Annotated in this window: 20 protein-coding genes; 12 read left to right on the forward strand and 8 right to left on the reverse strand. The window is 41.4% G+C overall.

Annotated elements, in window-relative coordinates; translation table 11 throughout:
* Positions 1-50 precede the first annotated feature (50 nt).
* Positions 51-332 (reverse strand): transposase, encoded by a 282-nt coding sequence (locus A9236_RS00005; protein WP_071466399.1) that lies wholly within the window; start codon positions 330-332, stop codon positions 51-53.
* Between the two features lie 126 nt (positions 333-458).
* On the opposite strand from A9236_RS00005, the gene A9236_RS00010 reads away from it, so the two are divergent.
* Positions 459-1,694, forward strand: a complete 1,236-nt coding sequence (locus A9236_RS00010) for a tyrosine-type recombinase/integrase (RefSeq protein ID WP_236638638.1) — start codon at positions 459-461, stop codon at positions 1,692-1,694.
* Between the two features lie 31 nt (positions 1,695-1,725).
* Here the strand turns inward: A9236_RS00010 and A9236_RS00015 are convergent, their stop codons facing one another.
* Both A9236_RS00015 and A9236_RS00020 read right to left on the reverse strand, forming a co-directional pair.
* Positions 1,726-2,418, reverse strand: a complete 693-nt coding sequence (locus tag A9236_RS00015; RefSeq protein WP_071466361.1) for a hypothetical protein — start codon at positions 2,416-2,418, stop codon at positions 1,726-1,728.
* A gap of 46 nt (positions 2,419-2,464) precedes the next feature.
* Complete coding sequence (locus A9236_RS00020) at positions 2,465-3,241, reverse strand: hypothetical protein (protein WP_071466360.1); 777 nt, start codon at positions 3,239-3,241, stop codon at positions 2,465-2,467.
* Positions 3,242-3,384: 143 nt separating this feature from the next.
* Here A9236_RS00020 and A9236_RS00025 point away from each other — a divergent pair, with 143 nt between their 5' ends.
* Positions 3,385-4,377, forward strand: a complete 993-nt coding sequence (locus A9236_RS00025; protein WP_071466359.1) for a hypothetical protein — start codon at positions 3,385-3,387, stop codon at positions 4,375-4,377.
* Here A9236_RS00025 and A9236_RS00030 read toward each other — a convergent pair.
* Together A9236_RS00030 and A9236_RS00035 are read right to left on the reverse strand one after the other, a co-directional pair.
* Positions 4,361-4,927, reverse strand: coding sequence for a site-specific integrase (locus A9236_RS00030; RefSeq protein ID WP_071466358.1), 567 nt, complete (start codon positions 4,925-4,927; stop codon positions 4,361-4,363). The two genes, A9236_RS00025 and A9236_RS00030, sit on opposite strands and share 17 nt — an antisense overlap.
* 311 nt (positions 4,928-5,238) lie before the next feature.
* Positions 5,239-5,703 (reverse strand): hypothetical protein, encoded by a 465-nt coding sequence (locus A9236_RS00035; RefSeq protein WP_071466357.1) that lies wholly within the window; start codon positions 5,701-5,703, stop codon positions 5,239-5,241.
* A gap of 352 nt (positions 5,704-6,055) precedes the next feature.
* Between A9236_RS00035 and A9236_RS00040 the strand changes: the two genes are divergently transcribed.
* The 10 genes from A9236_RS00040 (at position 6,056) to A9236_RS00075 (ending at position 12,790) form a co-directional block, all read left to right on the forward strand.
* A complete protein-coding gene (locus A9236_RS00040) occupies positions 6,056-6,496 on the forward strand; it encodes a DUF6641 family protein (protein WP_071466356.1) in 441 nt (146 codons plus the stop codon).
* A gap of 119 nt (positions 6,497-6,615) precedes the next feature.
* Positions 6,616-7,530, forward strand: coding sequence for a dienelactone hydrolase family protein (locus tag A9236_RS00045; RefSeq protein WP_161485590.1), 915 nt, complete (start codon positions 6,616-6,618; stop codon positions 7,528-7,530).
* A 187-nt stretch (positions 7,531-7,717) separates the two neighbouring features.
* Complete coding sequence (locus tag A9236_RS11140; RefSeq protein WP_201721690.1) at positions 7,718-7,864, forward strand: hypothetical protein; 147 nt, start codon at positions 7,718-7,720, stop codon at positions 7,862-7,864.
* Between the two features lie 2 nt (positions 7,865-7,866).
* Complete coding sequence (locus tag A9236_RS11190; RefSeq protein WP_201721782.1) at positions 7,867-8,025, forward strand: hypothetical protein; 159 nt, start codon at positions 7,867-7,869, stop codon at positions 8,023-8,025.
* 97 nt (positions 8,026-8,122) lie between these two features.
* Entirely contained in the window at positions 8,123-8,602 is a 480-nt protein-coding gene (locus A9236_RS00050; protein WP_236638639.1) for an excisionase family DNA-binding protein, read from the forward strand.
* Between the two features lie 2 nt (positions 8,603-8,604).
* Positions 8,605-9,189, forward strand: a complete 585-nt coding sequence (locus tag A9236_RS00055) for a putative toxin-antitoxin system toxin component, PIN family (protein ID WP_071466354.1) — start codon at positions 8,605-8,607, stop codon at positions 9,187-9,189.
* Between the two features lie 426 nt (positions 9,190-9,615).
* On the forward strand, positions 9,616-10,272 hold the full coding sequence (locus A9236_RS00060; RefSeq protein WP_161485591.1) for a lipid A biosynthesis acyltransferase: 657 nt from the start codon (positions 9,616-9,618) through the stop codon (positions 10,270-10,272).
* A gap of 263 nt (positions 10,273-10,535) precedes the next feature.
* A complete protein-coding gene (locus tag A9236_RS00065) occupies positions 10,536-11,222 on the forward strand; it encodes a haloacid dehalogenase type II (protein ID WP_071466352.1) in 687 nt (228 codons plus the stop codon).
* Complete coding sequence (locus tag A9236_RS00070) at positions 11,219-12,091, forward strand: AEC family transporter (protein ID WP_071466351.1); 873 nt, start codon at positions 11,219-11,221, stop codon at positions 12,089-12,091. The genes A9236_RS00065 and A9236_RS00070 overlap by 4 nt, the downstream gene beginning before the upstream one ends.
* A 15-nt stretch (positions 12,092-12,106) precedes the next feature.
* Positions 12,107-12,790: a glutathione S-transferase family protein gene (locus tag A9236_RS00075; RefSeq protein WP_071466395.1), complete on the forward strand. Its 684-nt coding sequence runs from the start codon at positions 12,107-12,109 to the stop codon at positions 12,788-12,790.
* A 164-nt stretch (positions 12,791-12,954) separates the two neighbouring features.
* On the opposite strand, the gene A9236_RS00080 is transcribed toward A9236_RS00075, so the two are convergent.
* From A9236_RS00080 to arsH, 3 genes are all read right to left on the reverse strand, one after another.
* Complete coding sequence (locus A9236_RS00080; protein WP_071466350.1) at positions 12,955-13,503, reverse strand: hypothetical protein; 549 nt, start codon at positions 13,501-13,503, stop codon at positions 12,955-12,957.
* Between the two features lie 91 nt (positions 13,504-13,594).
* Complete coding sequence (locus A9236_RS11030; protein ID WP_161485592.1) at positions 13,595-13,735, reverse strand: hypothetical protein; 141 nt, start codon at positions 13,733-13,735, stop codon at positions 13,595-13,597.
* Positions 13,736-14,128: 393 nt separating this feature from the next.
* The gene (arsH, locus tag A9236_RS00085; RefSeq protein WP_071466349.1) at positions 14,129-14,839 is read right to left on the reverse strand and encodes an arsenical resistance protein ArsH; all 711 of its coding nucleotides are present in this window, start codon (positions 14,837-14,839) and stop codon (positions 14,129-14,131) included.

Here is a 14,839-nt window from a genome sequence, read left to right on the forward strand (position 1 = left end):
CAAATACTTGTCTATGAGCAGCTGCGCTGCATTTTTACGCCTAGCAGGGCTTAGAAGTTTCCCTTGATAACTTCCTTGAGCATCGCTTCTCGCAAGGAGAGATCGGCAACCAGTTTTTTGAGGCGGGTATTTTCCAGTTCTAGATCTTTGTACTTGCGAGCTTGGTCGACCTTCATGCCGCCATATATCTTGCGCCAACGGTAATAGCTTTGCTCGACTGTGCCCACTTCTTTACAGGCTTGGGCTAGGGTTTTGCCGTTGGTTGTAAGAACATCAATTTGACGCAATAAGGTGACGATTTGCTCGGGTTTGAGACGCTGACCTTTAGCCATATTTAACACTCCTTTAAGTTGAAGATTATCAAAAATCCTCTCTTTTGGAGTGGTACTAAAAATCAGGTCAGTTCAGTAACTCAACAATTTAGATCGCCCAAATCCTAAATCGAAGTTAAGCTACAAGTGTCGTGTAACAGGACACTTGAGCTGAATAACCTTCAATACCTTTTCAATCAAACAAATCCAGTATTTGATCCTGTTCTCACGAAGTTGCTGGATGGTGAAGTCAGTCTATTCAAGCGTCCCAAATCTAGACAGTGGTATTGCCGATTTAAGTTGGCGTCAGGCAAGTGGTATGTGGCTAGTACAGGCCAAGAGGATCTCCAGCTTGCCAAAGTACCTGCAATTGAAACCTATCATCGTATCCAAAAGCGTATAGATCGAGGTTTATCGCCCACCCAAAGCACCTTCTCTCAAATCGCTATGGCTGAGCTTGAGAACATGGAGAAGATCAAAGCGAATGGTAGTGGCAGGGTCACTTATAACGACTATGCATTTGCGATCAAGAAATACCTCCTACCCTTTTTTGGCAAGCATGAAGTGGGAACAATTACAGAAGAGGTGATTAGGGATTTTGAAGCTTGGCGAGCTAGCCAAATGGGCAAGATTCCTGTCGGCAGTACCAAGCGTAATCATGCCAGCGCCTTTAATCGTGTCATCAAGCTAGCAATTAAGAAAGGCTTTATTAGTGATGTTGGCGCGCCAACACTTGATGCAAAAGGTAAGCCTAGCCAAGCCCGCCCTGCTTTTAGCAAGGAAGAAATTAATTACTTGTTGGAATACATGGTTGAGTGGGAGCAAACAGGGAGAATGGCTATAGAGCGATTAATGCATCCTGTATGTCGTGCTTATGTAGAGTTTCTTTTATATACAGGAGCAAGACATGGTACTGAAGTCATGCCTTTGCGATGGAAGAACATACAGTGGCACTGGATTGAAGATCAAAAGTATTTGCGGATATGGGTTACAGGCAAGACGGGTCCGCGCTTTCTAATTGGTAGGCACAAGCTAAAAGAAACATTTGAAAGATTGATGAAGTGGCAGAAATTGCCCTACAGCAATCTAGATGAATTAATTGAAGCAAGATTGGATCGATTGATATTCTGCTATGCAGATGGCAGAGCCCCGCACAGAATGGAAGGTGTCTTTAGAAAGCTAATGCGTGATTCGGGATTGGCAAAAGATGTTGCAGGAAGAAACAGAACTTTATATAGTTTGAGACATACATACGCTACATTTGCACTAACCGAAAGTGTTGATATACACACCTTGGCTAGGCAAATGGGTACAAGTGTGGCGATGTTAGAAAGACATTATTCAAAACTAACGCCGATGATGAATGCAGATAAGTTGGCTTGATACAGGTGTCGTGTTACACGACACCTGTACTTTAGGCAGGCATTAATTCGGGTGTTGTAAGAACAGTATTGCCGCCTTGACCTTTGTTTTTAACTTCGTAAACAAAATTCTCAAGAACTTCCAGCAATTTTCTGTTGCTAGTATTGGTTTGCAACTGCGTATGCAATACATCCAAAAGCATATTGTCAGACACGCTTACGCCCTCATTTGCCAAAATCATCTTGGCACGCTCAAGCCAATCATTTGGCTTGGCTGGCTCAATGTGTAAGCAAATACTACGATCTCTTAATCCTCGATCAATGCGTTCAAGATCATTGGTGGTGAAAATTAATTGCGTATGAGCGCAGGCATTATCAACAATATCCCTAAAGGCTATTGCGGCCTTGGGCGTGAAATTAATCTCATTGGATATGAGATAAAATCGCTTTTGATTATTCAGTGTAAACAGCTGATAATAGCTTGGTGGAGCACTGAATAGGGTGTTTACATCGGAGACGGTGCTAAATTCCGTGGCCTTAAGATACTCAACATCTGCTTTTTTACCTTCGATTGCATCGGGCAAAAGTCTTGCAATGGTTGTTTTCCCAGTTCCATAAGTTCCGTGAAGAATTAGCGGTTGTTTGTTATTGCCAGCAATATATCCGTTTAACTTGGCTTTAACAAGATTACTGCTAATAACTACCTCGGACAAGGCCTTTGGTTCGTACTTCAAATAATAAGACATGAAATTCTCCTAAAAATGCGGGGAGAAATACTCCCCGCTAAGTTGATTAAGCAAACATCTGATACATTGCATCGTTGACAGCTTTTGCCATCGCTTCTTCGGCAAGCTTCTCCGATTCTTTGTGTGCAAACTCTTCAATTTGCTTTATCAAAGCCTCGGCAATTTTGCGAATTGCCTGATCAAGCATTGCACTGCTAGAGTTAGGCACAACGCTTAGCACTTTTGTTTCCCCGCTAGGAAGCATTTTTCCCAGCAAAAGTGTGTATTCGGAGCTGTCAGCAGGTAAAACAAGATTTGTTTTTGGGACAATGCTTAAAGGTTTATCTACGCGGCCAATAAGCAGGTCTTTGACTTCTTCAACCTTGTTGCAAATCATCGCCCGCTTTTTAAGCGTTTCTTCAGTAGCACCTTTTGAGTTGGTGATTTCTTCAATGCCACCATGCTTAGCCACCCATTCAGCAAATCCGTTACCGTTAATCTTTTCATTAACTGCAACACGCAATGTGCGTGAATAGGTTGATGCACGACGACGCTCGGCATTAAACACATACTTAACAAGTAATGTTAGAACTGGCGTACTGCTTTGCACTTCGGTGCCGCGTGCTTTCAAAGTAATCTTGATGCCATCCAAGATTTCTTTTTCGGCTGCACTTCCTTTAATTGACCAATACACATCCAAGCAATCACCTAGCAATGTATATAGAGCCTTGTTCGACTTGTCGTACAAATTAACTTGCCAAGCATTGCGCTGAGTCACTAATTCATCCAACTTGCCAATAGTTCCAGAAACAATTACATCTTTTTGCGCAGAATTTAAACGCATGGTAATACTCCTTATAAAAATCAAAACAGCGGTGGCGGGATTGCCTGTAAGTAGTTGCTGTGTTGATAGGAGTAATTTATTGATTTTGGCTTTTCTGGAACATTAGCTAAAATACATACATATCTATTTGGTATAAGAAATAAATGTCAAAAATCGAGACTTCCGTAAAGGCCTATCCACCCAATGAGAAATTGTTGGGTGAACATCAGTATTTTTTTGAATACTTATTGATAAGTCCTAGTTATTGGCTGGCACATAAAAAGATTGGGCTTAAACAGAAGGTGTCCAAAGCGGAAGAGCCGCAAGACTTTAATGCGGTATTGTCTTTGTATAAAAAGGTTGGCGATATTTATTCTTGTGGCTTCGGTGAATGGTGGGATAGTGTTGGAACAAATTTGTTCGATCTGTCACTTAAGACCAATCAAATTTGGATGAGTATTGATGTATCAAAAAGTAGGCAACAGCTCATGCAGGATTTTTCAAAGCTTCTTGATCGTCTTGAATTGGATAGAAAAAATCACCATGCTTCGAAAAAGTTGAAGCTTGAGGTTAATAAGATTCGACTAACTTCATTAGATCAACGCCTAAAACTTGTTCACGAAAAGGCGATGTTTAGTGGCGGCCAGTTTAAAAAGGAAAGCTTATGGGTTCTTGGAAAGTCTGTTCGCCTAGGATCAAAGTGGACTAAGCACATACGATTGGATAGCAAGAAATCTTCCACCAATGCACCAGTCAGAACTTATTTAAGTATTTTGGTAAGTAAAAACCTGAAAGATGCTTTGACCATTGCAGAAAATGCGGCAAGGGGACGCTTTCCTAGCCTCTCACCTTTGCCAAGCACATGCAAGTTTGACTATCAGATGATTCAACAACAGCAATTTCTAAAAAATTCTCAAACATGGAAGGAATTGCTTGAAGTTGGCAAAAATGAAAAGAAAATAAATGCAATCCTAGACCCATCCAACTCTCGCAAGAAAATAAAGAGAGCGGATACAGGGGATGATTTAGAGAGCGACCATCAAAAATCAATCGAAGTTAAACTAAAAACTAAGAAACCTTCAAGGCGATCTATGACGGAATATGAGTCGCTATTGGAGGCTGAAGATCGTCAACTAAAAGTTAAATTAGGTTCATAGCATTTCTCATCATTTCGGGATTGGCGTCTATATATTTTTGTGTAACTGCTATAGAGCGATGGCCTGCAATTTCAGCCAATACACGAACGCCAACACCTTTATTTGCAAGTGTTGTGATCATGGTTCTGCGTCCGCTATGGCTAGATGCACCGCTAATCCCTGAATTTCTATAGAGCTGGAAAAACCATACGCATAAGCCATTGGCACTAAACCCGAGCCTATTGTCAGTATGAAAGAAGGGAATAGATGGATCGCTGATATGACGGGTTTTAAGGTAGCAAATATATTCGGGCTTTAGCTTTTCGGGAATAAAGACGGTTCTTGGATGGCCGCCTTTGGTTTGGGTGCTAGATAGTCGGATCTCGTTTTTGATCGAGCCGTCTTCATTCACAATGTCCCCGCGCTTTAGTGATGCAATTTCTGCAACACGAAGCCCTAAGTAAAAGCTCGTCAGTATTAATGCGCGATTGCGTTCGGGGTATTGCTTTGCATTTGCAAATCGTAGAACTTGATCTAATTCTGTTTGTGTAAGCGTTTTTGCTTGCGCCATTTGTCATCTCCTAAATAAATAAAAAAGCACTATTAGTATGTTTTCTTATTTCAAAAAGGACGACCTTAATTTATCTAAGCAAAGACCTTCCAAGATTCAATGACTTAGCGATAGTTTTGGTTGTTGGGTTAAGAAAAGTGTACTTTTCTTAACTAGGTTTTCTATATGTATTTAGCTAAGAATTCGTGGCGAAAATCCCACGATTTAAGCAAATAGTTCAAATCAGCCCTACACGCTATTTGATAAGTGTCGTGTAACACGACACTTGTTATCGAAGTGATCACTGCTTGTAGGGCTTTTTTGAGGGGGAATTACCAGTTTGCTAAGTCGGCAGTACTGGCAATTACTGCGGGAATACCAATTCCGACGGCTTTGCAGGGATGGGTATTCAATTCCCACTGCTCAACCGTTCCAAACTCTGGGCTATTAATATTCACATAAAGCTCATTCGTTTGTGGTGAATAAACAAGATAGCCTTTAACAGCAGTTTTTGTCTTGGTTGAAGGGTCGTAATGCACGATCCACGAAAATAAAAAATCATCTTCCGTTGGAATATTGGTACTGCTTAATTCCCGAATTGTTTGCATTTGAATGTCATTCTTAGCCAATGCCTCCCACTGGCTATATTGGTATAGATCGATTAAGAATTTAGTATTTGGGCTTTTTATCTCAATAGTCCCGTTAAAGATCGCTTTTCGAAATAAGCCTTTACCAAAAGTGCTGTTGAATTTGTCATTAATAAATAAACGGACTGCAATTGCTCTATTTGTGCTCATATTTTTCTCCTTGATGTTATGAGTTGCGAGAGTTAGTTGCATAAGGAGTAGATCCAAAAAAAGTCGCATTGAGTGCTGTCGCAGATCTCAAAGAGATGTTTCTAGTTTTTTGTTTCAGCTCAGAGTTAGTCATTTGCCACATGAGTAACTCAACTAGTAACTATTGAAACTTGTTTCTACTTGCGACTTTTATGCAACTATGAAACTCGCAAAAATATTTATCTTCAATTAAGAAAAACCGTTATTTTTCTATCCAAAATTAGCCTTAAACACGAGATTGGCAAAAATAGGTCGACCAAAATGAATGATCGAAAACAAACTATGTATGCCCATTAACTAATAGGAGGAAGAAATGAGCACATTGAATAGTTTGAAGTTGGTATCCATTAAAAAGCCCACACACATGCCTGTAATCGTCGTGCGCAGAAACAAGCTATCTAGCAAGCTGTGGGAGCAGATTCAACTAGCCAAGAGTCAAATTGAAGGAAAGCCATTCGTGGTTTTAAAACATAAGACCTATAAGGATGCCGAAACGGGTCTAAAAAAGCAGGTTGAAATGCCCAAGCGAATTAAGCCTTGGTGGTTTGTAAGTGAGAACGGCAAGGTATGTGTTTCGGTCAAATACGGCAGTTGGACAATTGAGCTGGCTAAAGGAAAGCCAAGCATTGAAGTTGCCAATGGAGATGAATTAATTAAAGCATTGGAGACTGTTAAGCAGGCCGTTGAGGCTGGTGAGTTGGATGGTCAGATCGAAACGGCAAGTGCAAGCTTACGCAGTGGATTTAAGCATTAAGTAGGCGTGTTTACTGATGCTCTTGGGGGCAAGAGATAACTTTTAAATGTTAAGCTAACCATATGGTTATAAAAATTATTAAAAAGTTTCGTATGTCTTGCCCCCAAACTATGGTGAATATGCTGATAAAAATTGCGGCTTCAATTTTTTTAATCAACTTAAGCGTCTGTTCGGCTTGGGCATTATCCGCGGATGATGCCAACCCGCAATTTTGGGCTTCAAGATTTCCCGATGAAATCAAGGCAGATCCGGATCTTAAGTTAGATATGAAGGCCGTTCCTTACGACAATAACTTTACCTACACCAATCGAGTTTTTATTCCCAATGGCAGTGGCCCCTTCCCTGTGTTGGTTGTGATACCCACTTGTGGTGGACCCGATGCGTCCGACAAGTATTTAATGACCGAGGGTTTAAGTAGGGGTTATGCCGCAATTATTTTAGATACCCATAGAAATGCGAAGCATAACTGCACTAGACCCAAGAGAATTGGCTGGGGGCGAATGGTTAAAGACTCTTATGACCTATTGGAGCAACTCTCAAAACAATCGTATGTAGATAAGAATCGCGTGTATGCAATTGGGGGCTCTGAGGGTCCGATGAACGGCTCGTTTCTAACAAGTCCGGCAATTCAAAAAATGATCACAAATGATCCATTGCGATACAGGGCGGTAGCTGGGTTTTACGGATGTGGAATGTTTCCAAAAGGAACCTTTGGCGGTCAAGAGGAGCACTTTCCATTTTTATTTAACGATATGAATATCCCAATGTTATGGCTGGCGGCAGGCCAAGACAATGAATGCAAAGTTCAGGCAGATAGTGAAGTTATTTCAAGCATGATTGCAAAAAAACTTCCAATTCAATATCACTTATACCCAACAGCGACCCATTGCTGGAATTGTTCAACAAAAGACGGATTTACCAAGAGTCAGCCTTATGTTGATGGAAGTGATACAACGGTTAGATACAGATACGATCAGCAAATAACGGAGGATTCGATTGATCGCGCTTTCAAGTTCTTTGGGCAAAATCAATAATAAGTTCATGAGCTTAATGAAGCGTCCAAGAATTGGACGCTTATCGGCGCCCCAAATCATTTAAGCCCGACAGCTTGAGGGCTATATACGGAGGACAGCTGTCCGAAGCATTATTGGTGACAACGAGCTGTTGTCACGATGAGATGAGCTATCTCATCACCCATTTGGGGCGCCGATAAATACTTGCATGAAAAGATATAAGGCAACAGTCAATGCGGGCGGCATGTGGGTAGAAACCATTCTGTACGCACAGAATCAAGCCCAAGCATATAAATTGTTCCAAGCAATCTTCGGAGCTTCAAATGTTCCGCACCAGCCATTACAGATTGGATAGTTATGAGATTTAATGAATTTTCCCAGCCGAAGCCGCCAACGCCTGAGCAAACAAGAGTGAAATCACTGCAAGCTCAGGCCGATAGGGCAAAGCAGGCTGTTAAGGTTGAAAAGGCAAAGCAGAAAATTAGGGCTGGGCAACAAGCATTAAGGGCAAAATAACCACATTACTAATTCGGTTATTACACTTATTACACTTATTTCAGTTATAGTGTGAGTGTGTAAATAAATTATTTACAAATTATGTAGGGGAAAAATTGTGACTGCAATTCTTGACAAGATTTTGGATGAACCAATCCTTAATAAAAAAGAATCAGAATTAGCTCGTGCGGCACAGCGATGCATTATTGCCGCATTAGACCACTCTAGAGCAGATAAGATCGCGCTATTTGGTGAGAAAGAAAATAGCATTACAGCCGAGACTCCAATTTTAGAGTTGCCGCCTAAAGTACTTAAATTTATGGCGCGAACTTTAGGAGCGATGGCGGAAGGAAAAACTATTGTTTTAGTTCCGCAAGGCCGAGAATTAACAACAGTTCAAGCCGCAAGTCTTTTGAATGTGTCCCGACCATTTTTTACAAAATTACTGAAAGAGGGAAAGATCGCACATACGATTGTGGGTTCGCATAGACGAGTTAAGTACGATGATCTTATGAAGTACAGAGATCGGATGCGAGAAGAGCAGGACAAAGCTATGCAGGCTCTAATAGATCAATCTCAAGAATTGGGGCTTGAGTAAAAATGGCAGGGTATACAAGATATACGGCAGTGTTAGATGCTTGTGTACTCTATCCAGTAACAATTGCAAATGTCTTGATGGAGCTTGCATGGCAAGGCATATACACTGCAAAGTGGACAGATGATATAGATCGTGAATGGGTGAATTCATTAAAAAGAGATAAGCCCGATTTAACTGATGAAAAAATAAAATATCGGTTAGACCATATGCACAAAGCAATTCCTGATTGGCAAATTCCAAATTCAAAGTATCAAAAATTAATTCCCGCTTTAGCTTTGCCGGATCAGGATGACAGACATGTATTAGCCGCGGCTATTGCAGGCCATGCTGATTGTATTGTCACTAAAAATATTAAAGATTTTCCAATTGATATTGTTGACGAGCATGGAATAGAAGTTTTGCATCCTGATGATTTCATACTGCTTCAGCTAACGCTTGATTCAATTGCATCGTTAACAGTGATAAAACATTTAAGAGCAAGAGCAAAAAATCCAAAGTTAACGGCAGAGCAGTTTATAGAGTCATTGGAAAAAGTTGAGTTAGTTAGAACTGCCGAATACTTGCGTCAAGCATTGGAATTAATTTAGTAATGACTGTCGATGCCAATGAGCAAAAATTAGATTCCAACTGATTCCAATTTTCATTCTGCGTATCGTGAATTGAGTTGTCGGCAGGTTTAAAACAATGTCTAAGCTGTTGAAAACAATGAATTTTTAGTTTGAAAATCCTTGTGTCGGTGGTTCGATTCCGCCCCGGGCCACCAAGAAACACCAAAACCACCTTCGGGTGGTTTTTATTGATACCGTCTAGAATGGCCAATGTTGTATTTCATATTAAGGCTTTTCAGCTCACTTCCATTGGCGGTTATTCAGATTGCTGGGGCCTGTATAGGAATATTGATTTATTTGTCCTCCCCTAGGTACCGGTCGCGCCTATATAAAAATTATCAGAGCGCCGCGAATCAATGTGGATTTAAATTTACCCCGTGGAGGGCGGCAACTGAATCTGGAATGATGTTTGCCGACGCCTTATGGATTTGGCGGCATCCTAAGTCTTCCCTTAATAAGGCAACTATAGAAAACTTAGATCAAATAATTGAGTTATCCAAAAATGGAAAGGGATTAATTATTCTTGCTTCACATTTTGGTGGGTTTGAAATTGTGCCTCGTATTTTTGCCCAATATACAAGGGCGACGGTGATGTATAGGCCAGCTCGAAATGGGTGGGTGAATAAGTTAATGCTTAAATCTCGCCAGCATTTTCAAATGGTATTTGTTGAGGCAAATATTAGTGGCGTACGTCAAATTAAGCGTGCCTTAGTAAGGGGCGAGGTAGTTGGACTATTAGCAGACCAGGTTCCTAGTGTTGGCGATGGAGTATGGGCTAAATTTTTTAATCAATACGCCTATACAACTTCATTTCCAATCAAATTATCCCGTCAATCTAATGTAGCAACCCTTTTTGTTGGAGCAGAAAGACTAGGTTTGGGGAGGGGTTGGATCATTAAAAGTCGACTAATGACAGAAGCTTTTCCGGATTGCTTGGTTGATGCCTGTACAGAAATGAATCGTTATTTTGAGGGGTCAATAATATCAAAACCAAATCAATATATGTGGTCATATAACCGATACAAAAGACCTGTTGGAGCTGAATTGGCGCCCATAGATTAGGGCATCCTCGGCCCTGGTCGATTCGGCCCCGGGCCACCAAGAAGCAGAATAGCCCACTTGTTGGGCTATTTTCTTTTATGGTTAGGTAGGGTTGGCGTCATTTGTCCCGGTTATTCCAATCACGAACTGTCCTTTAAAAAGACAAATCAATTATTCATCCCCGTGCCAGTAAAGCGTCGCTTAAATCGACGCTCATCTAGGGCCAGTGCTTGACTTGTCGTTTTAAACGACAATACAAATTCATAATAAAAGTAGGAGACAGCATGTATAAACTCATAGCCTTTGATGCCTATGGCACATTATTTGATGTGTATTCCATGGGGCAGTTGGCAGAAGAATTATTTCCAGGGCATGGCCAAGCATTCGCCTTGATGTGGCGTGATCGTCAAATTGAATACACCCGCCTTGTCACTATGAGCGATCCCAACCCGAACGGCAGTAAACACTACCTCCCATTTTGGGAGTTGACGATTCGATCGCTACGATATGTCTGTAAGCGCATGGGCTTAAATCTCACACCAGAATATGAGAAGCGATTGATGGATCAGTATGCCAAGCTCACTGGCTTTGAAGATAGTGTGAGCGTTCTCAAGGCTATTAAAGAAAAAGGTTTATCTACCGCCATTCTGTCTAACGGCAGTAGAGAGATGCTTGCTACCGTAGTTGAGAGCAATGGAGTAAAGCCTTACCTAGATAAGGTTGTGACGATTGAAGATGTGCGCCTATTTAAAACTGCTCCCCAAGCCTATGAGCTTTTGCTAAAAGCATTCCCCGTCAAGAAAGAAGAAATTCTTTTTGTATCGAGTAACGCTTGGGATGCTCTAGCGGCCAAGTGGTATGGCTTTGATGTGTTTTGGGTCAATCGTTTGGATCATCCCTTTGAAGAAATTGGCGAAAAACCAAACTATGAAGGCACCTCATTAACTGAGGTTTTAGAAGTCATTAAATGATCGAACGAATACTCAGTATTACCTTGCCCATCTTTGCCATAGTGTTGGCGGGATTTATTTATGGGCGAGTAAAAAAACCGAATATGGCAGGCGCCAACCAAATCATTATTGATTTAGCCTTGCCGTGCTTAATCTTTACGTCGTTATCAGCCAAGCAGTTTGAGCTGACAAGCGCCAGCTTCTTTGTTTTGGCCGCAACCATTGTGGTGATATTTTCAGGACTTTTGATTTGGCCATTAGCAAAATATTCCGGTACTGGTGCTAAGGCCTTATTGCCCTCTGTGATGTTTGGTAATGTGGGCCCCATTGGGATTCCATTAACTGTTCTTGCCTTTGGGCCAAATGGTTTAGCACCCGCCGTTTTACTTTTAGTTCTTTCTAATATTCTTCACTTCTCTGTGGGTGTAGGAATCATGAGTGGCAGGGTAGATGCCAAGCTGATTTATGCCAGCCCTTTAGTTTGGGCAACCATTTTGGGAGTTGTATTTTCATACCTTCACTTATCTTTACCAGAGTGGGCAAACATATCCGCATCAATGGTCGGCAACATCTTAGTGCCCCTGATGCTTTTGTCTCTGGGCACTCGATTAGCCGATAGCAAGATTGAACATCTTAAAGTGGGAGCGATTGGCTCTATTTTGTCTATAGTCTCGCGCCTATTAGTAACCTACCTAGTTTTGATGCTAATTCCTTTGGAGCCTATTCAAAAAGGCACATTGATATTGTTTGCCGGACTACCCCCAGCAGTTTTTAACTATATGATTGCTGATCGATATAAACAAGAGCCAGATAAAGTCGCTTCGATTGTCATCGTCGGACATTTGTTATCTTTACTAGCTTTGCCTTTAGTTCTTTGGTTAGCACTTTAATTCATGAAAGAAAATATGCTCAAGCTCTACTATCACCCATCACCTAATCCAGCAAAAGTAGCCCTATATTTAGAAGAGACCAATACGCCTTACGAAATTATTGTGACTGATACTCGCAAGGGCGATCAACATAAGCCAGAATTTAGAGCAATCAATCCTAATGGGAAGACGCCTGCTTTGGTTGATGGAGATATTAAGGTATTTGATAGCAATGCCATCATGCTTTACTTGGGTGAAAAGATTGGTAAGTTTATGCCAGCGAATACGCCACAAGCACATGCTGAGCTGTATTCATGGCTCATGTTTATTGCTACTGGCATTGGGCCGTATTGTGGGCAAGCCGTTCACTTCAAGCACTTTGCTCCAGAGCCAAAAGAATATGCGGTCAATCGTTATGACTTTGAAGCATGGCGTCATTGGTTGTTAATTGAAGAGCGCTTATCTAAGCAAGCTTATATGCTCGATGAATATGGCATTGTGGATATGTCAGTATGGGGTTGGGCTAGGGTCATTCCTTTTGTATTGGGCGAAGGCGCTTGGGAAAGGTTGCCTAGTGTTAAACGCCTATTGGATGAGATCAACGCTAAGCCAAGTGCCCAGGCTGTTGAGGCCATTAAGGCCAAATACCCCTTCAAGACAGAGGTCGATGAAGAGTCAAGAAAGAATTTGTTTCCAAGCAATGAACGACTCAAGAATTAGAATCGACTTCCTTGGCCTCGGTTTGATTTCGCCCTGGGCCGCCAAGAATCTCAATAGCCCACTTGTTGGGCTATTTTCTTTTATGACTTGGCGGAGTTAGACGCCATTTCTTCTGGGTTTTCTATCATTCCCCGTGGCTAGAGATGTTGTCTAAAAAAGAGTGTTTAGTTTAGGATGGGTTTTTGGCACCTACCAATAAATTCTGTTCTGGTTATATTGCGTTCATTAGCATTTATCTTTTCGCCAACAGCCCAAATAGCATCAATTTCTGCGAATGACTGTGTACTTGTATCGTAAATGATGCGCTTACGCTCTCTAGTGCCGTTTTCTTCTTTAACAAAGTTACAACTGATGATATTGGCTCGTTGAGCACACTCATAATCATCAATCTTGTAATTCTGGAACTTATAAGTTCGCGTAACCTGAGGCGTAACAAGCTCTTGTTTTGCTTCGGCCTTAATAGCCGCACCATAGCAACTTAATGTTAAGTTGTCAGGATTTTGTGAGCAAGCAACCAGCAAGCTTAACAGCGTTAGCACAAGCAATTTTTTCATAGCACCCTTTATAGTTTTAATAACTATAAGTGATTTTTCTCCCCGCGTGACTTTTATTACTTTAAGTAGCAAAAGTCGCGGGTCGTATATCCTAGACTCCAGTTGATTTCGCCTTGAGCCACCAATAAAAGCTAAAACAATCTGCAGGTGTTTTTTCATCTGGGCTGACGAATGAGATTCCGTTGTAATGAGGTCAAAAAATGCCCGCACACAACAGCGGGCAAAGATGGTTACTGCGAGAAAACTGTTCTTAATTTGAGCAAGCTTGATTTAGGTAAGCAATCATTCCGTCTTTAGTAAAACCAATTTTGCCCACCTCTAATGTTGATGCGCTTACGACACCTACAAACAATCCAATAACAAACCCGACAACTAAATGTTTCATCCCCATTTTCTTCTCCCACAATTATGTTGTTAGCGGTGGGTCAATACTCCGCTTGGGCCAATTAGAAAAACTTGTCCTAAGTCAATTTTCTTGGTGTGAGCGGGTAGTACTTTAGTTCTAATGATGTTTTTTAGTGCTAAAAAACGCTATCAAGATTTCCATTATTGTGGCGCGTTAAAAGGTTTTTAATATCGATTAAGGATTGGGCATCCTTAGCCCTGGTCGATTTCGCCCCAGGCCACCAAGAATCACAATAGCCCACTTGTTGGGCTATTTTCATTCAGGGCTTGGAAAAGGTTAGATGCCATTAGCCTCGGATATCCCCATCAAGAACTGTCCTTTAAAAGGACAAATCAATTAAACATCCCTGTGTCGGTCGATGTCGTTTTAAACGACAAATTAAATAGATCTTTGATTAACCCGCTTAGATAACTCTTCAGCACTTTCTTTTCGCTCACTGTAGCGATCAGTCAAATAGCCTGAAACTGATCTAGTTAATAAGGTGAACTTAACAAGCTCTTCCATCACATCAACTACACGATCGTAATTGGCGGATGGCTTCATTCGGTTATTGTCGTCAAACTCTAAAAATGCTTTAGGTACGGATGATTGATTGGGGATGGTGATCATCCGCATCCATCTTCCCAGAATGCGCATTTGATTGAGCGCATTAAAAGATTGCGAACCACCGCTCACTTGTAATAAAGCTAAAGTCTTGCCTTGAGAGGGTCTGACTGCGCCAACACTCAGTGGTATCCAATCGATTTGCGATTTCATCAATCCTGTCATAGCGCCATGACGCTCGGGACTGCTCCAAACCATGCCTTCTGACCATTGAACCAACTCTCTTAGCTCAACTACTTTGGGGTGTGTTTCAGGAGCATCATCTACTTGTGGCAAACCCTTGGGATTAAAAAAGCGTGTATCACAACCCATTGCTTTCAAGATTCGCTCAGCTTCTTCTGCTAAAAGGCGGCTAAAGGATCTCTCTCTTAATGAGCCGTATAAAAGCAAGATTCTCGGCGGATGACTTTGAGAAGATTGAACAGTTAATTCATCAAGACTGGGCTTATGAAATAGTGCTTTATCGATATTGGGTAGATCGGTCAT

The organism is Polynucleobacter sp. QLW-P1DATA-2 (assembly GCF_001870365.1).
Classification (GTDB): Bacteria; Pseudomonadota; Gammaproteobacteria; order Burkholderiales; family Burkholderiaceae; genus Polynucleobacter.